Origin of the sequence: Pseudomonas poae (assembly GCF_001439785.1) — a bacterium.
In the GTDB taxonomy this organism is placed as follows: Bacteria; Pseudomonadota; Gammaproteobacteria; order Pseudomonadales; family Pseudomonadaceae; genus Aquipseudomonas; species Aquipseudomonas poae.
Window position 1 is genome coordinate 169,927 of record NZ_JYLI01000010.1, and the last position, 18,519, is coordinate 188,445.

The following is an 18,519-nucleotide window of genomic DNA, read 5'->3' on the forward strand; positions in this document are numbered from 1 at the left end:
GTACGCGTTGTACCTGACCCTGCTCAGCGCATGGTTTTGGGGCTGCTGCGCAGCCCAACGCGGGGCAAGCCCGCTCGCCACAGAGATTTGGTCGCCTGAAATTTTCAGGCTTTAAAATCAACAGGTTATTTTTTGTTTGATACAAGAGAGGGCTTACCCTCGCCCGCAGTGGGATCGGTGGTCAGTTCAAGACTTCGCTCAAGGGGATGAAGCTGACCCGGTCACCCATCGCCAGTGTGGTGCCCTCCAGCACTTCCACAAACCCCTCGGCCCACGCCGCACTGCGCAGCACGCCGGAGCTCTGGTTGCGGTAGATGATCGCCCGGCCCTGTTCGATGCGCCCGCGCAGGTATTCGCGGCGATTGCCCGGCTTTGGCCAGACGAATCCCGCCGGTACGTCAAAACGCAGCGGCTCGACGTCGGGCACGCCCTGGCGGCGCAACAGGTAAGGCCGAGCGAGCAACGCAAAGGTCACCAGGGTAGACGCCGGATTGCCGGGCAGGCCGATCACCGGCACGCCACGAAAATGTCCGAACGTCAGCGGCTTGCCGGGTTTGATCGCGAGCTTCCACAGGGCCAGTTCGCCCTCTTCACGCAGCGCGATGCCGAGGAAGTCCGCTTCGCCCACGGAGACCCCGCCGGTGGAGAGGATGAGGTCGACGCTGCCAAGGCCCGCCAGGCGTTCGCGGGTCTGTTCCAGATCGTCCGGCAGGATGCCGGTGTCGATCACTTCGCAGCCCATGCGCGTCAGCCAACTGCACAATACGCGGCGGTTGCTGTTGTAGATCTGGCCAGGGCCGAGGGGCAGCCCGGGTTCGATCAACTCATCGCCGGTCGACAGCACGGCCACGCGCACGCGGCGCACCACGTCCAGGCGATCACGCCCAAGCGAGGCAGCCAGCCCAAGTTCTATCGGGCTCAGGCGCGTGCCGGCGGCCAGCACCTGCTCACCGACAGTGGTTTCCTGGCCCTGGGGCCGGATGTTCTGCTGCACTTGCAACGGCTCGCTGAAGCTCACGCGTTCATCGAGGTGAACAACCGCGTTCTCCTGCATTTCGACGCAGTCGGCGCCCTCGGGCACCGGCGCCCCCGTGAAGATCCGTGCACAGGTGCCTGCCGCCAGCGGCGCCGGCGCCTGACCGGCGAAGATGCGCTGGCTCACCGCCAATGGCTCGCCGTTCCAGTCACTCAGGCGCAGCGCATAGCCGTCCATGGCGCTGTTGGGCCAGGGTGGCAGGTCGAGGGTGGACACCAAGTCCTGCGCCAGCACGCGGCCATCGCAGTCAGCCAGCGCCAGCACTTCGCGCTCGGTGATGCGCGCTGCGTCAGCCATCTCCAGCAAGCGTTGCAGGGCGTCTTCCACCGGCATCAGCGCACCAGTCTTGCCAGGCTTACCCACGTGATTCACAGGGTTCGGCCTGCTTCAAATGGGGCACGAAGTTGCAGGGGCGATGGCGGTTATCCAGTTGCTCGGCGAGGATGCCATCCCAGCCGGTGCGCACGGCATTGGTGGAGCCCGGCAGGCAGCACACCAGAGTGCCATTGGCCAGACCGGCCAGGGCGCGGGACTGCACGGTGGAGGTGCCGATATCGACCACGGAAATCTGGCGGAACAGTTCGCCAAAGCCATCGACCTGCTTGTCGAGCAGGCAGCTTACGGCTTCGGGCGTGCTGTCGCGGCCAGTGAAGCCAGTGCCGCCGGTGATCAACACGACTTGCACGACGTCTTCGGCGATCCAGTGGGCCACCTGAGCGCGAATTTTATAGAGGTCGTCCTTGAGCAATACGCGTTCGGCCAGACGATGGCCGGCAGCGGTTAAACGGTCGACGAAGACCTGGCCCGAAGTGTCGGTGTCCAGGGTGCGAGTGTCACTGACGGTCAGTACGGCAATATTGAGGGGTACGAAAGGCGCATCAGCCTTGGCTTTCATGGCTCGGTCCGGTTGTCGAGGGAACAGCCCGGTGTTATATCACAGGCCCCTGTTTAGCTGCCGCTGCGGAGCCGCCATGTCTGTTGATTCTTCCCCCCTGCCCTGCTCAGTCCTGCTGCTGTCCGGAGGCCGCGGCCAGCGCATGGGCGGTCAGGACAAGGGCTTGCTGGACTGGCGCGGCCTGCCCCTGATCGCCCACCTGCAGCGCCTGGTGCGCCCGTTCACTGATGATCTGATCATCTCGTGCAACCGCAACCAGGAACGGTACGCGCCGTATGCCGATCAATTGGTGAGCGATGACAGCGCCGATTTTCCCGGGCCCTTGACCGGAATCCGCGTAGGACTGGCCGCCGCACGTCACGGGCATTTGCTGATACTGCCGTGCGACGTTCCGCAGATCGATGCGCATTTACTTGCCGACCTGCGTCAGATTGCGCAACGCAATCCCAACCTTCCGGTCATGGTTCGTCACGGCGAGTTCTGGGAACCCTTGATCAGCATCATTCCAACAACCCTCAAGGACGAGGTGGAGCGGGCCTGGGAAAGCGGTGAGCGCAGCCCGCGCAGAGTCTTCCTGCAATGCGGTGCGATCGGCCTGCAATGCCCGGCCGATGACCCGCGCCTGGCCAACCTGAATACGCCGGACCTGTTGCTCCCGAGCCCCGGCGTGTCAGAATGAACCTCGCACAAGGAACTTGCAGGCGTAGTACACGTCTCAAGGTCAGCCATTAAGAAGCAGTATTCTCTCGGAGACAAACTCATGACTCAACGGACCATCGCCGCTCTCATGCTTGCACTGGGCCTTGCCACCCTCGCCGGTTGCGCCTCGCCGACAGTGATCACCCTGAATGACGGTCGCGAAATCCAGGCCGTCGATACCCCGTCGTTCGACAAGTCTTCGGGCTTCTACGAGTTCGAACAACTGGACGGCAAGCGCACCCGCCTGAATAAAGATCAGGTTCGCACCGTTAAAGAGCTGTAAGCCACGGCTTGCACACAAGGCCCGCCTCGCGCGGGCCTTTTCGTATGCGCGGGTTACCAGTCGAGGGTGATATCGCTGCGAAAGCTGCGAAGTTGCCCGGTGACCGGGTCGATAAACCGTACGCCCTGGGCCAGCAGCTTGAGAGGGTTGGCGTAGTCGTCCTCGGCATCCTTGACCACGTCCGGATAGAACGGATCATTGCAGATACTCGCGCCGAGCGCGGTCATGTGTACGCGCAGCTGGTGCTTCTTGCCGGTGACGGGAAACAGGCCGTAACGCCATAACCCGGCATTCTTTTCGCGCACTTGCACCGACGTTTCGGTATTGCTGACGCCAGGCCCTTCCTGCATGCGAAAGAACGGTTCGCCCTCCACGAGACGACTTTTGTGCACCAGAGGAAAGACGAGATTCGGTAAGGCAGGGGCGATGGCTTCGTAGAATTTGTCGATGCGCCGCGTGGGAAACAGTTGCTGATAGGCCGAGCGGCTCTGAGGGTTGGCAGAAAACAGCACCAGCCCGGCGGTGTGTCGGTCAATCCGATGCAAGGGCACCAGCGACGGGTTGTCCAGGCGATGAATCAGACGGCGTAACAGGGTCTGTTCGACGTACTCACCGGCGGGCGTCACCGGCAAAAAATGCGGTTTGTCGGCGACCACCAGATGCTCGTCGGCGTAGAGGATGGTTTCCTGCACCGGAATCACTTTCTCGTTGGGTACTTCACGAAAGTAATGGATGCACAGCCCTTCCCTGTATGGCAGTTGCGTGTCGATCGGCTTGCCATTGCTGTCCAGCACCCGGCCACGGGCAATGCGGTCAAGCCATTGCTCACGGCTGATCGCCGGGAAATGCGCGCACAGGCATTCAAGCACCGTCGGCCAACGGCCGGGGGGCAAATACAAGGTACTGGCTTGGTGCCGGGAAGCAGAAAAACCTGAAGTGGACATGCGTAAGGCCTTGACTGAAACAGCTGGCATTATCCCGCATGGAGCGGGATTGAGCCTAGGGCAGATCTCAGGCCTTGGCCAATTGCGCACGCAGAACCGGTGAAGCACTGGCCGCTTCGGTGAATTCCTTGAGCCAGCGCAACACGTCCACCGCTTCCCAGCGGCCAGGATCGTAGAGCGCGTATAACAAGCCCTGGTAACCCACCACATCCAGCTGCTTGTGATAACCGGCGCGCTGAAACAGTGCCTCGATTTCCGCAAAGCAGGTGTTGAAATGCACTTTGTTAAACGGCGTCTTGCCTTCCGTGACCAAGCCATCCAGGCGCAGCTCGTTCACCGCATCGCGCACGATGTCGGCGGACATGCGATTGACGCTGCTTTTCAATTGTTCAACATTCACCACGGGCGTTCCCTCAATTCAATCGCTGTACAAACATACAGTAAAGTAATATTCGGAAATCCGCCATGGGCTGCATGTCAGCCAAGGAAGGCAACCACTTGGGCGGTGTCGAACGGCCAATCCAGTTCGGCGCCCGTGTCCACCCGGCGAAGTACCGGAATCCTTAGGCCGTAAAGGTCGGTAAGGTCCTGGGGAGCGGTGATATCCACTCGTTCCACCCACAACCCATGTTCGACCAACGGTATGATTTGGGCCTCGGCTATCTCACACAGGTGGCAACCCAGGGTGCCGAACAGCTGGCATTCAGGCAGCATGGTGCAGGGGACCTGATCGAAAAACAGGCGATCATTTTAAGCGCTTCATTCATTCAGCACAGCCTTGCAAAGTTCACGGCCCGCCCGCCCACATTCAGCGCAACCGCGAAGCCTGCGCACCAAGGTACGACAAAAGCTTCAGCAGACAATTACACTGAACCTTCGGCAACGCCCGCGACTCGAAACCACACGTACCGATCAGCCAATCACGGAGATAACCATGGCCAGAAAAACAGCACAGACCGCCCAAGAGATCCTCATGGCGGATTTTCAAACCCTGGTGAGCGATACCGAAAAGTTGCTGGACGACACCGCAATCCTCGCCGGCGACCAGGCTGATGAGCTGCGCAGCAAGATTCACGAGAGCCTGCTCAAGGCGCGCGAAACCCTGCAAGCCACCGAGGACTCCCTTCGCGAGCGCGGGCAGGCGGCCGTTACCGCGACTGAGGATTACGTGCAGGCCAACCCTTGGCAGTCTGTCGGTATTGCTGCCGGCGTTGGCTTTTTGATCGGTCTGCTGGCTACAAGGCGCTAAATCATGGCTATCGGCGAAAGCGGCTCGTCCACGGGCCAAGGTTCGACTTCACGACGTCTGGGCGCAGCCGTACTGGGCTTGCTGCACAGTCACGTCGAGTTGTTCGGCATCGAATTGCAGGAACAGAAAGCCCGTACCGTCAGCCTGTTGCTGTTCGCCGGTCTGGCGCTGGTGTTTGCGCTGCTGTTACTGGTGGGGCTGTCGACGCTGGTGATGATCCTGGTGTGGGACACGGGTTATCGCCTGACCGGCATCATCTGCCTGTGTGTGTTCTACAGCCTGGCTGCAGCCTTCTGCGGGGTGCGTTTGAAAGCGGCGGTATTCGATGAATCCACGCCGTTCCACGCCACCCTCGAAGAGCTGGCCAATGATCGGGAGCGCCTGTTGCCATGAGCCGCAATGAAGTTGTAAACACCGACTCCCGCCGCGACATGCGCAAGGCATTGATTCGCCTGCGCATGGAAATGCACCGGCAGGAGATTCGCCACGAATCCCAGCAATTGATGGCGCCCCTGCACAAGATGCGCGACATGCGCCACAACTGGCAGGACAGCCTGGGCGTGAAACACGCGCCACTGTGGGGTATGGCAGCCGTCACCCTCATGGGGTTCTTCACCGGCAAGGGCGCCAAAAGCGGCAGCATCAGCAGCGTGACGCGCCTGGTGCGACTGGGCGCCGGCCTGATCCCGCTGATCAAACTGGCGATGGCGGGTGCTTCACGCAAACGCTGAGCGCTGCTGGCTGCATTCTTGCAAGCATCTTCAGAGATAGAAACGGCCCGGCCTCGATATCGAGAGCCGGGCCTTTTTTTGCCCACGTGCTAAGGAGGCCCCGTGATCGACGGGCAACCGCTCGCCTGTTTCCAACCGTTTATCGATACCGCCACCGGACGCATTGCCGGCGTCGAAGCCTTGGGCCGCCTGCGCCAGGCTGACGGGAGCCTGCAATCGGTGGGCCCGCTGTTTGCCGACCCACGCACGCCGGGGGCGGCCTTGCGTCGCCTGGACCGGCGGATCCGCGACAACGCCCTGAGCCGCCTGCATGAAGCGCCGCAGGACTGGTTCCTGAGCCTGAATATCTCGCCACGCTGGATCAATCGCCTGCGCCCAGGCCAGGCGCTGCCGAGTCTGAAACAGCTGCAGAGCCACGCTGTCGACCCACGACGCATCGTGTTCGAGATCACCGAGCTGGGCGGCGATATCCAGCGCCTGGCCGATGTAGTGGTGCGTTACCGCGAGGCCGGTGCGCGTATCGCCATTGATGACTTTGGCGCCGGCTATTCCCAGCTCGACCGGGTGCTGGCGTTGCAACCGGACATCCTCAAGCTGGACATGCGGCTGTTCCAGGCGGCGGCCGAAGGCGGGCCAAGCAGCGATGTGGTGCGGGCACTGGCGCAGATGGCGGAAAAAACCGGCTGCTGGATCATCGCCGAAGGCGTGGAAACCGAAGCCCAGTTGAGCTTCGCTCTGGAATGCGGCTCGCGCTATGTGCAAGGCTACCTGTTCGCCCAGGCGCAGCTGGACTGGTTCGCCACCGACACCTTCGTGCCGCGCTTTGCCCACCTGCGCAACGCGTACGTGCGGCAGAAGCTGGCAGAACGCGGGCGCATCATGCACCTGCGCGAGCAATTGACGCAACTGATGAGCATCCTGCAGAGCTGGGCCCAGGGCCAGGCGCCGCTGGACCAATTACCGCCCATGGCGGCCTTCCCCTGGCTGTTGCGGTTCTACCAGTGCGACCGCCACGGCACCCAACTGACACCCAATATCGAATGGCGCGAGTCTGCCTGGCAGGGCGACAGCCGCTACCTGGGCCACAACTGGTCATGGCGTCCGTACTTCTACCACTTGCTTGCCGAAGGCTGGGAAGAGCGGCGCCTGATCCTTTCGTCGACCTACCGCGACGCCACCACCAACCAATACTGCCTCACGGCCGGACAATTCTTCGACAACGGTCAGCGTTTGCTGTTAATCGACATCGATGCGGCCGGCCTGTAGATTTTTGCTTGCCCCGCCAGGGCGGAAACGTGAAGCTGGGCGGGTCATTCACCGCACGGAGAGTAACCGCCTTGGATTGGCCCACCCTGCTGACCCGCGAACGTCTTGGAAAACCCCTGCACAGCCCGGAAGAACTAGGCCGCAGCCCGTTTCACAAAGACCATGACCGCATCATTTTCTCCGGCGCATTTCGCCGCCTGGGCCGCAAGACCCAGGTGCACCCCGTGTCGAGTAACGACCACATCCACACGCGCCTGACCCACTCCCTGGAAGTCAGTTGCGTGGGCCGCTCCCTGGGCATGCGCGTGGGCGAAACCCTGCGCAGCGCCCTGCCCGACTGGTGCGACCCGAGCGACCTGGGCATGGTGGTGCAATCGGCCTGCCTGGCTCACGACATCGGCAACCCGCCATTTGGCCATTCCGGCGAAGATGCCATCCGCCACTGGTTCCAGCAGGCCGCAGGCCGCGGCTGGCTGGACGATATGAGCGGCGCCGAGCGCAACGATTTCCTCAATTTCGAAGGCAATGCCCAGGGCTTTCGCGTACTCACCCAGTTGGAATATCACCAGTTCGACGGTGGCACTCGCCTGACCTACGCCACCTTGGGCACCTACCTGAAATACCCCTGGACCGCACGTCACGCCGACGCCCTGGGCTATAAAAAGCACAAGTTCGGTTGTTACCAGAGCGAGTTGCCGATTCTGGAACAGATCGCCCACAAGCTCGGTCTGCCGCAACTTGAGGAACAACGCTGGGCTCGCCACCCGCTGGTTTACCTGATGGAGGCCGCCGACGACATCTGCTACGCCTTGATCGACCTCGAAGACGGCCTGGAAATGGAGCTGCTGGAATACGCCGAGGTCGAGTCATTGCTGCTCGACCTGGTGGGCGACGACCTGCCGCAGACCTACCGGCAGCTGGGTGCCGAGGATTCGCGGCGGCGCAAGCTGGCAATCCTGCGTGGCAAGGCCATCGAACATCTCACCAACGCTGCGGCGCGCGCCTTCGTTGAGCAGCAGGACGCCTTGTTGGCCGGTACCCTGCCGGGCGATCTGGTGGAGCACATGCACGGCCCGGCCAAGCGCTGCGTACTGGATGCCAAGGACATGGCGCGCAAGAAAATATTCCAGGACAAGCGCAAGACCCTGCATGAAATCGGCGCCTACACCACGCTGGAAATCCTGCTGAACGCTTTTTGCGGTGCCGCACTGGAGCAGCATGGCGGACGCACGCCGTCGTTCAAGAACCGGCGCATCCTTGACCTGCTGGGCAACAGCGCGCCGGACCCGGCCTGGTCGCTGCACGCTTCTTTCCTGCGAATGATCGACTTTATCGCCGGCATGACCGACAGCTACGCCACGCAAATGGCACGGGAGATGACTGGGCGTTCGAGTCCGAAGTGACCCTGGGATCAAGCCGCCTGTTGTGTGAGCAGAAATTGCCTACAGAGCTAACAGAGCGGCCTGATCGAATTCGCGCAGTTATCCAAAGAATAATTGCGCAAGCTTCTGGCCGACTCAGCGAGTCATTCCCAAGCCCCCTATCGACGATTGACTTCCCCGTGTGCCTTCCATGCCCGCTCGCACCGTTCGCATCCTGTTGGTGGAGGATCATCCCTTTCAACTCCTGGCCACCCAATGTCTGCTCAAAAGCTTCGGCTTCGAGCACCTGACCCTCGCAGAAAACGCTGAACAAGCCATCCATTCGATGTGCGCGGCCAACGCCCCTTTCGATCTCATGCTCTGCGACCAATGCCTGCCTGACCTGCCGGGGCTGGAGCTGGTGGAAATTGCCAGCCGCCAGCATTTCATCACCTCAGCCATTCTTCTGAGCGGGCTACCGGCAGTGGAGCTATCGAGCCTTACCGTACAGGCTTTGCAACGCGGCCTGCCCATCCTGGGTTACTTGCCCAAGCCATTAAATAAAGACGAACTTTCCGTTCTGATGGCGCCGCTACTTCAACGCTGAATGTAGGACTTTAAACATCAAGCTGCGCGAACCCATGAGTTGAAAAACTAACGACCTCATCTCGCACTGCCAGTGAAGTTTTCTAATCATAATTTGCTTACACCAGACACTACAACGCCTTACCGCTGCGTAGGTTGCCACCTCTTTTCATGTAGGAATTTTCCTGTTTTATACCTGTCACCCCCAAGGCTCATGCTCCCCCCTCATCTTCTGAGCTAATGTGCCCGCTTTATTTGCACTCGCATGGAATGAGATTATGAACACCGTTTTTATCATTGATGATCATCCCGTTATCAGGCTGGCGATTCGAATGTTGCTGGAGCATGAAGGTTATAAAGTCGTCGGTGAAACGGATAATGGCTGCGACGCCATACAGATGGTGCGCGAATGCATGCCCGACCTGATCATTCTGGATATCAGTATCCCGAAACTGGATGGCCTGGAGGTGCTCTGCCGTTTCAACGCCATGAACACGTCGATGAAGACCCTGATCCTCACGGCCCAGTGCCCGACCCTGTTCGCCACACGCTGCATGCGCTCAGGTGCCGACGGCTATGTGTGCAAAGAGGGTGACCTGAGTGAACTGCTGAGCGCCATCCGTGCCGTGCTGTCCGGTTACAACTACTTTCCCAGCCAGGCATTGAACGCCGGCAACGTGGACGGCAACGACACCGAGGAACTTGAATTATTTAAAATGGTAAATGACCGGGAACTGATGGTCTTGCAACTTTTTGCACAGGGTCGCACTAACAAGGAAATAGCTAAAGGTATGTTTTTAAGTAATAAAACCGTAAGCACTTATAAAAAACGACTCATGCAAAAATTGAAAGCGAAGTCCTTGGTAGAACTTATCGAGATGGCAAAACGAAACGCGCTAGTGTGAGAAAGCGGATGCCCAGCCGTATAAAGGATTATTTGGTTATATTAATTGCCGGCGTATGCTTCAGCACGACCGCGCCCGCCGATCATCAAACCGGCCCGGAACACTTCACCTTACTGAGCCGTGCGGGTGCCGTTCAACTGGAGTCTCGACTGGACAAGACTCAGCGTCAGTGGTTGCAGAACAAACGCGAACTGGTGCTGGGGACTGCTGCGCCCGATTACCCGCCCTTCGACCTCACCTCCAGCGGTTACGACTACGAGGGGTGGACCGCCGATTACGCAGGGTTGCTGGCCAATGCCCTGAACCTGCCTATCTCCGTGTTGCGCTATCCCACACGCGAGGCCGCAATCCGCGCCCTCGAATCGGGCGACATAGACCTGCTGGGCTCCTCCAACGGTTTTGAGGCTGCCAACCCGAACCTTATTCTGTCGCAGCCGTACGCGGTGGACCAACCCGTGCTGGTGACCCGCGAGGAAGAAACACGCAGCCTGAACGATAACCTGGCCGGGCTGCGCTTGAGCCTGGTGTATCACTACCTGCCGCTGGAAGAAGTGGAAAAGCTGTACCCGCAAGCGCACATCAGCACCTATCCCTCTTATCAGAACGCGTTGAACGCGGTGGCGTTCGACCAGGCCGACGTGTTCCTGGGCGATACCATCTCCACCCACTACATGATCAACAAGGGCTACCTGAAAAACGTGCGCATGGCCAATTTCGGCAAACATGAAGCCTACGGTTTCAGCTTTGCGTTACGCCAGGACCAGCGCGTTCTGCTGTCCCTTGTCGATTCGGTACTGGCCGCAGTGCCCATCAACGAACGGGACAGTATTGCCAAACGCTGGAGCGCCGGCAGCGACATCCTGCTCACCGACAAGAAACTGCACCTCACCCCGCGCGAAGAACGTTGGCTGCAGGACCATCCGGTAGTCAGCGTGCTGGTCAATGAAACCTTCGCACCGCTGACGTTTTTCGACGCTGACGGCAACTTCCGCGGCATCACGGCCGACTTGCTCGAATTGATTCGGCTGCGCACCGGCCTGCGCTTCGAGATTCGGCGATCACGTGAAGTCAGCTCGATGATCGAGGAGGTCAGCGCGGGGAAAGCCGATATCATCGGGGCCATTATTCCCAGCGATGAACGCGAGGACCAACTCAACTTCAGCCGCCCCTATCTGGAAAACTCCTACGTACTGTTGACGCGAAAGGAGCCGCAAGCCCCCTTGAACCTGGAGCAGATGGCGGGCAAGCGCCTGGCGATCACCCAAGGCAATCCACTGATAAACATGCTCGCCCAGGACTTCCCGCAGATTCAACTGGTGGAGGCCGGCAATACCTTCAAGGCCTCTGAAATGCTGGTCCAGGGACAGGTGGATGGCGCAGTGAATTCTCTGGTGATTGCCAATTACCTGCTTTCTTCCCAGGCGTTTCAGGACAAGTTGCAGATCAGCACCAGCATCGGCACCCTTTCAGCCACTTTTGCCCTGGCCACATCGCGCAAGGCCACCGAGCTGAGTTCGATCCTCGACAAGGCGTTGCTCAGCATTGCCCCGGACGAGCTGGGCGTCATCAACAGTCGCTGGCGGGGATACTCCGCGGCCTCCGACAGCTACTGGCGCAACTACCACCGCCTGATCACGCAGATCATCATCGGCGCCGGGCTGCTGCTGCTGATTTCCCTGACCTGGAACGCCTACATGCGCCGCCAGATCACCCAGCGAAAACTGGCTGAGCGAGCGCTTAACGACCAGTTCGAGTTCATGCGTGCACTGGTCAACGAAACCCCACATCCGATCTATGTGCGAGACCGCAAGGGCTTGCTGCAAACCTGTAACGACAGTTACCTGCAAGTGTTCGGCGTCAAGCGAGAAGACGTGATCGGCAAAAGCGTGATCCAGATGAACATGGCCATCGAGGCCGAGGCCGCGCAATACCACGCTGATTACCAGCGCGTCGTAGCGCAGGGCAACCCGCTGATTCTGGATCGCACCCTGCATATCCAGGGTAAAAAAATGACCATCTACCATTGGATTCTTCCCTATCGCGACTCGGTCGGGGAGGTCCAGGGCATCATCGGTGGCTGGATCGATATCAGTGATCGCCGCCAACTGTTCGACGAACTGCGCGCCGCCAAGGAGCGCGCCGACGAAGCCAATCGGGCAAAAAGCACCTTCCTCGCGACCATGAGTCATGAAATCCGCACGCCGATGAACGCAGTGATAGGCATGCTCGAGCTGACACTCAAGCGCGCCGACCAGGGCCACCTCGATCGCCCGGCCATCGAGGTGGCCTACAACTCGGCCAAGGACTTGCTGGAGTTGATTGGCGATATCCTCGACATTGCGCGCATCGAGTCCGGCCGTTTGAGCCTGGCACCGGAGCGGGTGAACCTGCGGGAAGTGATTGAATCGGTGGTGCGCGTATTCGACGGCCTTGCGCGGCAGAAAACCCTCAGCCTGCTGCTTGAGTTCAAGCCGGAGCTGGACGCCACCGAAGTGCTGATCGACCCGCTGCGCTTCAAACAGGTACTGTCGAACCTGGTCAGCAACGCCATCAAGTTCACCGAACACGGGCAGGTAAAGATCAAGGTGGACGTGCAACCCACCGACCAGCCGCAACAGGTCGAGATGAAACTGGTGGTCGAGGACACCGGCATCGGCATCAGCCGGGACGACCAGATGCGCCTGTTCGAACCCTTCGCCCAGGCCGACAATTCCGGACACCTGGCCAGGAGCGGCGCAGGACTGGGGCTGGTGATATGTCGCAGCCTGTGCGCCATGATGGGCGGTCAACTGAGTCTGAGCAGTGTGCCGATGGTCGGCACCCAAGTGCATGTCCATTTGAAAATGCCCAGCCTGCAGCCGGTCGAGCGGATGGACGAGCCAAAACCGGCCGACCCTGCCCCTGCGCCGGTACTCAACGTGCTGGTGGTGGATGACCACCCCGCCAACCGCCTGCTGATGTGCCAGCAACTGGGTTACCTGGGTCATCAGTTCACCGCCGCTCCACACGGTGCGGCCGGGTTCCAGGCGTGGCGCCAGGAACATTTCGACCTGGTCATCGCGGACTGCAACATGCCCATCATGAACGGCTACGAGTTGAGCCGCTCGATCCGCGAGTATGAACAGCGCGAGCAACTGCCGCCCTGCGTGGTGCTGGGCTTTACCGCCAACGCCCAGCCGGAGGAGAAACTGCACTGCAAGGAGGCTGGCATGGACGACTGCCTGTTCAAGCCGATCAGCCTAACGGTGCTGGAGCGACAACTGGCGCAGGTGGAGCGCCAATCGCGTGGCACCCCCCTGGACCTTGCCAGCCTCGACCACTTGACGGGAGGAGACGCCCAATTAAGTCGTCGCCTGCTGGAAGAGTTATTGAGCAGCAGCCGTGATGACCGTCAGGAGTTGATGGCCCTCACGACGCGGCGCGCGCAGCTTCAAGAGTTCATCGAGCAGGCGCATAAAATCAAGGGCGCCGCACGCATCGTCCAGGCCGGCACCCTGGCCGCTCAGTGCGAGGCCGTGGAACAGGCCTGTGCCCGGGAAGATGATTGGCCTGCAATCGAAGCCGCGATCAAGGTCCTGGAAAAAGGCATGCTCGAGCTGGAAAGAACGCTGCACATACAACTCAACAGCCTGAAGGCGCAAGACTGATCAGCAATCCGTCAAACGCAGAAAAATGGCCGCCAGTTGTTCGATACCCGCCTGGTCCTGCTCGGTAAAACGGGCCAGCGACGGGCTGTCGAGATCGAGTACGCCAATCAGTTGGTCATTCTTGATCAGCGGCACCACCAGCTCGCTGTTCGAAGCGCTGTCACAGGCGATATGCCCGGCAAATGCGTGAACATCTTCAACCCGCTGGGTTTGCCGCGAGGCCGCCGCCGCGCCGCATACACCGCGACCAAACGGAATGCGCACACAGGCAATCTGGCCCTGGAACGGGCCAAGCACCAGCTCATCGTCACGATTGAGGTAGAAACCGGCCCAGTTAAGGTCGTCCAACTGGTTGAACAGAAACGCGGAAAACTGTGCACTGTTGGCGATGAAATCACGTTCATCCGCCAGCAGCGACTCCAACTGCGCGCATAACATGGCGTAGCCGTCCAGGCCGGTGCCCGCGTGTTGTAAATCGATCATGGTTGACGCTCCAGCAATTTGAGACCCACCCAATAGCGGGCGAATTGATACGCACAGCGGCCGTTACGGTTGCCGCGCCCGGTGGCCCAGCGTACGGCGAGGATGTCGAGGGCTTCATCGCGCTGCCACTGCAGCCCGGCCTTGCTTGCCAACTCGCCGATCCAGTGTTCGACCACATCGAGGAAATGTTCCTGGCTAAATGGATAGAACGACAGCCACAAGCCAAATCGGTCGGACAGGGCAATCTTGTCTTCCACCGCTTCGCTGGGGTGCAGTTCGCCGTCCACGTGTTTCCAGTTGTCATTGTCGCTCTGGTGCTCCGGAACCAGGTGACGGCGGTTGGAGGTGGCATACAACAGCACATTATCCGGCGCCTGCTCCAGGGAGCCGTCCAGCACACTCTTGAGGATGCGGTAGTCGCCCTCACCGGCCTCGAACGAAAGGTCGTCGCAGAACAGGATGAAACGCTGCGGCAGCTTGAGCAACTGCTCGACCACACGTGGCAGATCAGCCAGGTGGTCACGCTCGATCTCGATCAGGCGCAAGCCGGCCTTGGCATGCTGAGCCAGCAAGGCGCGCACCATGGACGATTTGCCGGTGCCACGCGAGCCCCACAGCAACGCATGGTTGGCGGGCAGGCCGTCAAGGAACTGCTGGGTGTTGCGTGCCAGTTGCTCGCGCTGTTTGTCTACGCCGATCAGGTCGGACAGGCGCATGTCGAGGCTGACTTCCAGCGGCAGCAGGAAGCCACTGCGGCCTTCGCGCTGCCAGCGAGCGGCCAGGCACTGGTGCCAGTCGATGGCTTGGCGTGGCGCGGGTAACAACGGTTCCAGCCGCGCGAGTACCGCGTCGGCACGCTCAAGAAAAGCGTTCAATCGAGAGTCCACGTCTGTTCCTCTGGCAAGTTCCTGAAAAAGATGGCGTATTGGCAGCTGTGCTGCTGGCCGCAGCAGGCTGCACCTGTAAAAATAACCGATTCGTGCCGGGCGAGCCTTGGCCTCTGGATGTTCAGCTATGCTTGCCGGGCGAAAGGAAACGTGAAGTGATTCAACACTCGATGGATATCAGGTTCGCCCACCGCTTGTCTTATAAACAAGCCAGATTGACTGTGCTGGTAGGTTTCATCCTGGGAACCTTGCTCAGCCTTGGGCAAATTGGCATTGATTATGCCAGCGAAGACGCCTCCATCAACCGTGAAATTCGCTCGCTGATCGAAATCAGCCATAACCCTGCGTCACGGATCGCCTACAACATCGACGCTGAACTGGCCAAGGAACTGACCCTCGGCCTGCTGCATTCCCCCGCCATTATTCGCGCGCAAGTGGTCGACAACAACGGCGTCATACTGGCCGACGTCAATCGTCCGCGCAGCGAAGGCACCTATAGGCCCATCAGTGATTTCCTGTTTGGCGCCAATCGCCAATTCGAAGACCATCTGTTCCTCAGCCACATGCCCGACGAGTCACTCGGCGTGCTGTACCTGGACGTTGACACTTATGCCTTCGGCAGCCGCTTCCTGCGCCGCGCCGAGATCACCCTGCTCAACGGGTTCGTGCGCAGCCTGTTGCTGAGCGGAATTCTGCTGGGCCTGTTTTATGTGATGCTGACGCAGCCGCTGGTGCGCATCATCCGCGAATTGAGCACCCGCAAGCAGGCGCGCCTGGACTGCCCGCCGGGGCATGAACAGGATGAGATCGGTGTGCTGGTCAACATGGCCAACCAGCAATTCGACAATATGCAGACCGAAATCCAGCAGCGCCGCCACGCCGAAGACCGACTCACCGAGTACCTGGGGCAGTTGGAAGATATCGTTTCGGCGCGCACTCTGGAGCTCAAGGCCAGCAACCAGCGCCTGAGCCAATCGAACGATGAGCTGGAGGCAGCGAAGATGAACGCCCTGGGCATGGCCCAGGCGCGGGCGGCGTTCCTGGCCAACATGAGCCACGAGATCCGTACACCACTCAATGGCTTGCTCGGCATGATCGCGCTGTCCCTGGACAGCCCGCTGAACGCCGAACAGCGTCAGCAACTGTCGATCGCCCACGACTCCGGCAAGGTGCTGGTGGACTTGCTCAACGATATTCTCGACCTCTCCAAGTTCGACGCGGGCCAGCTGGAGCTGGAGCGCATCCCGTTCGACCTGGGCTCCATGGTGGAGGACACCGCCAACCTGCTGTCGCAAAACGCGGCGCCGAGCGTCGAGCTGACCTGCCTGATCGACCCACATTTTCCGGCCCAGGTGCTCGGTGACCCGACGCGGGTACGGCAGATCGTCAGCAACCTGCTCTCCAACGCGTTGAAGTTCACGCGTTTCGGCCGTGTGGACGTTCGGCTCAGCGCCCAGGACGGTCAGGTAAAAATCGAGGTCTGCGACACTGGCATCGGCATCGCCCAGGACGCGCAGGTGAAAATCTTCCAGCCGTTCACCCAGGCAGGCGCCGGCATCACTCGCCAGTTTGGCGGCACCGGGCTGGGCCTGGCGCTCACCCATAACCTGTGCGAAGCCATGCACGGACGTTTGAGCATCAGTTCCGAAGTGGGCTTTGGCAGCCAGTTCTGCGCCGAACTGCCGCTGCCCAGCCACCTGCCCGCCAGCCGACAAGCACCACTCAAAGGTGAAGTGCTGGTGATTACCCATGCTGGCAGCGGTCTGACGGAGCTGCTCACGTCGCTGTTGCCGCACTGGGGACTGAGCACGCGCTGTGTGACGATGGATGACGACATGACCGGGCAAGCGCCCGACCTGCTGATCACCGACTGCCCGGAATGCCTGTTCCGCATCCGCCCGGGCATTTGCGCGCCGATACTTGTGGTCACCGCCTACGGTAATTTCATGCCCAGCGAAGAGGTCGCCACGTTCGCGCCCTTGCAGCAACAGGCGCGTCCGTTGAGCCGCAATGCGTTGTACCAGATCCTGCAGCGCAACCTGCGCAGCGACACGCAATTGGCGCTCGATACCGTGCAGCGGGAAACCGCGCCGACGGCACACAGGGCGCGCATCCTGCTGGTGGAGGACAACCCGGTCAACCAATTGGTGGCCAAAGGCATGCTCGCCAAGCTGGGTTGTGAGGTGATCGTGGCGGCCCATGGCGGCGAAGCGCTCAGGTTTCTCGAGGAACAGCGTTTTGACATGGTGTTAATGGACTGCAACATGCCGGTGATGGACGGCTACGAAGCCAGCCGCCAGATCCGCCGCAGTGGCCGCTGGCCGGATCTGCCGATTGTCGCCTTGACGGCCAATGCGCTGTCCGAAGAGCGCGAGCGCTGCCGAGCGGCGGGGATGGACGATTACCTGGCCAAACCGTTCCGCCGCGAGGAACTCAATGCCCTGCTGGACCTGTGGGTACCTGAAGCGCCAGCGCGTTGAGCTGCGCAAAACAACACGGTAGTCGCATGCTCATTTGAGCAGAGCTTCGATCTCCCGGGTCAGGTCCTGCGGCTTGGTGGTCGGGCCAAACCGCTTGACCTGCCGGCCGTCGCGGCCGATCAGGAACTTGGTGAAGTTCCACTTGATGCCCTTGGAACCCAACAGGCCGGGCGCCTGTTTTTTCAACTGCACAAACAAGGGGTGAGCATCGCTGCCGTTGACATCGACTTTCTTGAACAACGGGAAGCTGACGCCGAAGTTCAGCTCGCAGAACTCTGAAATCGCGCCCTCATCGCCCGGTTCCTGTTTGCCAAATTGATTGCAGGGGAACCCCAGCACCACCAGGCCCTGGTCCTTGTACTCCTGCCAGAGTTGCTCCAGGCCCTTGTACTGCGGGGTGAAGCCGCATTTGCTGGCGGTGTTGACCACCAGAATGGCCTTGCCGGCGAAATCGGCCAGGGTCTTCTGCTCACCCTTGATGGTGGTGCAGGGGATGCTCAGCAGCGTATCGGCCATGGCAGCGTCTCGATCAGTGAAAGGGCTTGAAGATAGTCGGCCCTTCAATCCTGTGCAATTTACATAGATGGCGCTGATGGCGCGCAATCAGAGCGTGGGAGGGGCTCGCCCCCATTGGATCTCAGCGCGGGACGAGGTCCAGGCACACCGAGTTGATGCAGTAACGCAGGCCGGTCGGCGGCGGGCCATCAGGGAACACATGACCCAGGTGCGCATCGCATTTGGCACAGGTCACTTCGGTGCGGATCATCCCGTGGCTGACGTCGCGGATCTCGATCATCGCGCTGTCGGCAATCGGCGCGTAAAAGCTGGGCCAGCCGCAACCGGAATCGAATTTGGTGGTGGAGTCGAACAGCGGCTCATTGCAGCAGATGCAGTGATAGACGCCGTCGGTCCTGGTGTCGTTGTACTTGCCGCTGAACGGGCGCTCCGTGCCTTTGAGACGGCATACGTTGTACTGCTCCGGATCAAGCATCGCTTTCCATTCATCAACGGTTTTCTGCAACTTATCCATGGGTACACCTCGGTCACTGAAAAACCCTGATCTGTGTC

General features: G+C 60.4%; 20 protein-coding genes. 11 read left to right on the forward strand and 9 right to left on the reverse strand.

Annotation, left to right across the window (positions count from 1 at the left end; translation table 11 throughout):
- Positions 1 to 181: 181 nt before the first annotated feature.
- On the reverse strand, positions 182 to 1,408 hold the full coding sequence (locus TU75_RS14160) for a molybdopterin molybdotransferase MoeA (RefSeq protein ID WP_082630406.1): 1,227 nt from the start codon (positions 1,406 to 1,408) through the stop codon (positions 182 to 184).
- Complete coding sequence (moaB, locus tag TU75_RS14165) at positions 1,392 to 1,931, reverse strand: molybdenum cofactor biosynthesis protein B (protein ID WP_060549274.1); 540 nt, start codon at positions 1,929 to 1,931, stop codon at positions 1,392 to 1,394. Before moaB ends, TU75_RS14160 begins: the two co-directional genes overlap by 17 nt.
- 76 nt (positions 1,932 to 2,007) lie before the next feature.
- Between moaB and mobA the strand changes: the two genes are divergently transcribed.
- Positions 2,008 to 2,610 (forward strand): molybdenum cofactor guanylyltransferase MobA, encoded by a 603-nt coding sequence (mobA, locus tag TU75_RS14170; RefSeq protein ID WP_060549275.1) that lies wholly within the window; start codon positions 2,008 to 2,010, stop codon positions 2,608 to 2,610.
- An 81-nt stretch (positions 2,611 to 2,691) separates the two neighbouring features.
- Positions 2,692 to 2,913 (forward strand): YgdI/YgdR family lipoprotein, encoded by a 222-nt coding sequence (locus TU75_RS14175; RefSeq protein ID WP_015371619.1) that lies wholly within the window; start codon positions 2,692 to 2,694, stop codon positions 2,911 to 2,913.
- A gap of 53 nt (positions 2,914 to 2,966) precedes the next feature.
- Here the strand turns inward: TU75_RS14175 and TU75_RS14180 are convergent, their stop codons facing one another.
- The 3 genes from TU75_RS14180 to TU75_RS14190 all read right to left on the reverse strand — a co-directional run bounded on the left by TU75_RS14180 (position 2,967) and on the right by TU75_RS14190 (position 4,571).
- The gene (locus TU75_RS14180; protein WP_060549276.1) at positions 2,967 to 3,857 is read right to left on the reverse strand and encodes a pseudouridine synthase; all 891 of its coding nucleotides are present in this window, start codon (positions 3,855 to 3,857) and stop codon (positions 2,967 to 2,969) included.
- 67 nt (positions 3,858 to 3,924) lie between these two features.
- Complete coding sequence (locus TU75_RS14185) at positions 3,925 to 4,260, reverse strand: hypothetical protein (RefSeq protein ID WP_032870336.1); 336 nt, start codon at positions 4,258 to 4,260, stop codon at positions 3,925 to 3,927.
- Positions 4,261 to 4,334: 74 nt separating this feature from the next.
- Positions 4,335 to 4,571 (reverse strand): glutaredoxin family protein, encoded by a 237-nt coding sequence (locus TU75_RS14190; RefSeq protein ID WP_003233319.1) that lies wholly within the window; start codon positions 4,569 to 4,571, stop codon positions 4,335 to 4,337.
- Positions 4,572 to 4,791: 220 nt separating this feature from the next.
- On the opposite strand from TU75_RS14190, the gene TU75_RS14195 reads away from it, so the two are divergent.
- From TU75_RS14195 to TU75_RS14230, 8 genes are all read left to right on the forward strand, one after another.
- Complete coding sequence (locus TU75_RS14195; protein ID WP_003233321.1) at positions 4,792 to 5,106, forward strand: ElaB/YgaM/YqjD family protein; 315 nt, start codon at positions 4,792 to 4,794, stop codon at positions 5,104 to 5,106.
- Between the two features lie 3 nt (positions 5,107 to 5,109).
- Entirely contained in the window at positions 5,110 to 5,499 is a 390-nt protein-coding gene (locus tag TU75_RS14200; RefSeq protein WP_057008373.1) for a phage holin family protein, read from the forward strand.
- Complete coding sequence (locus TU75_RS14205; protein WP_003233325.1) at positions 5,496 to 5,837, forward strand: hypothetical protein; 342 nt, start codon at positions 5,496 to 5,498, stop codon at positions 5,835 to 5,837. The genes TU75_RS14200 and TU75_RS14205 overlap by 4 nt, the downstream gene beginning before the upstream one ends.
- A 102-nt stretch (positions 5,838 to 5,939) precedes the next feature.
- Positions 5,940 to 7,103, forward strand: coding sequence for an EAL domain-containing protein (locus TU75_RS14210; RefSeq protein ID WP_060549277.1), 1,164 nt, complete (start codon positions 5,940 to 5,942; stop codon positions 7,101 to 7,103).
- A gap of 71 nt (positions 7,104 to 7,174) precedes the next feature.
- Complete coding sequence (locus TU75_RS14215) at positions 7,175 to 8,506, forward strand: deoxyguanosinetriphosphate triphosphohydrolase (protein ID WP_003233327.1); 1,332 nt, start codon at positions 7,175 to 7,177, stop codon at positions 8,504 to 8,506.
- Between the two features lie 169 nt (positions 8,507 to 8,675).
- Positions 8,676 to 9,071, forward strand: coding sequence for a response regulator (locus tag TU75_RS14220; RefSeq protein ID WP_060549278.1), 396 nt, complete (start codon positions 8,676 to 8,678; stop codon positions 9,069 to 9,071).
- Between the two features lie 256 nt (positions 9,072 to 9,327).
- Entirely contained in the window at positions 9,328 to 9,954 is a 627-nt protein-coding gene (locus TU75_RS14225; protein ID WP_003233331.1) for a response regulator transcription factor, read from the forward strand.
- Positions 9,955 to 9,962: 8 nt separating this feature from the next.
- Complete coding sequence (locus tag TU75_RS14230; RefSeq protein WP_060549279.1) at positions 9,963 to 13,601, forward strand: transporter substrate-binding domain-containing protein; 3,639 nt, start codon at positions 9,963 to 9,965, stop codon at positions 13,599 to 13,601.
- On the opposite strand, the gene TU75_RS14235 is transcribed toward TU75_RS14230, so the two are convergent.
- Together TU75_RS14235 and TU75_RS14240 are read right to left on the reverse strand one after the other, a co-directional pair.
- Entirely contained in the window at positions 13,602 to 14,084 is a 483-nt protein-coding gene (locus tag TU75_RS14235) for a GAF domain-containing protein (RefSeq protein WP_003233334.1), read from the reverse strand.
- Entirely contained in the window at positions 14,081 to 14,971 is an 891-nt protein-coding gene (locus TU75_RS14240) for an ATP-binding protein (protein ID WP_003233336.1), read from the reverse strand. Before TU75_RS14240 ends, TU75_RS14235 begins: the two co-directional genes overlap by 4 nt.
- Before the next feature lie 170 nt (positions 14,972 to 15,141).
- On the opposite strand from TU75_RS14240, the gene TU75_RS14245 reads away from it, so the two are divergent.
- On the forward strand, positions 15,142 to 17,451 hold the full coding sequence (locus tag TU75_RS14245; protein ID WP_060549280.1) for a hybrid sensor histidine kinase/response regulator: 2,310 nt from the start codon (positions 15,142 to 15,144) through the stop codon (positions 17,449 to 17,451).
- 30 nt (positions 17,452 to 17,481) lie between these two features.
- On the opposite strand, the gene TU75_RS14250 is transcribed toward TU75_RS14245, so the two are convergent.
- Together TU75_RS14250 and msrB are read right to left on the reverse strand one after the other, a co-directional pair.
- Positions 17,482 to 17,967, reverse strand: a complete 486-nt coding sequence (locus TU75_RS14250; protein WP_015371615.1) for a glutathione peroxidase — start codon at positions 17,965 to 17,967, stop codon at positions 17,482 to 17,484.
- Positions 17,968 to 18,088: 121 nt separating this feature from the next.
- Complete coding sequence (msrB, locus tag TU75_RS14255; protein WP_003233342.1) at positions 18,089 to 18,481, reverse strand: peptide-methionine (R)-S-oxide reductase MsrB; 393 nt, start codon at positions 18,479 to 18,481, stop codon at positions 18,089 to 18,091.
- Positions 18,482 to 18,519: the final 38 nt, after the last annotated feature.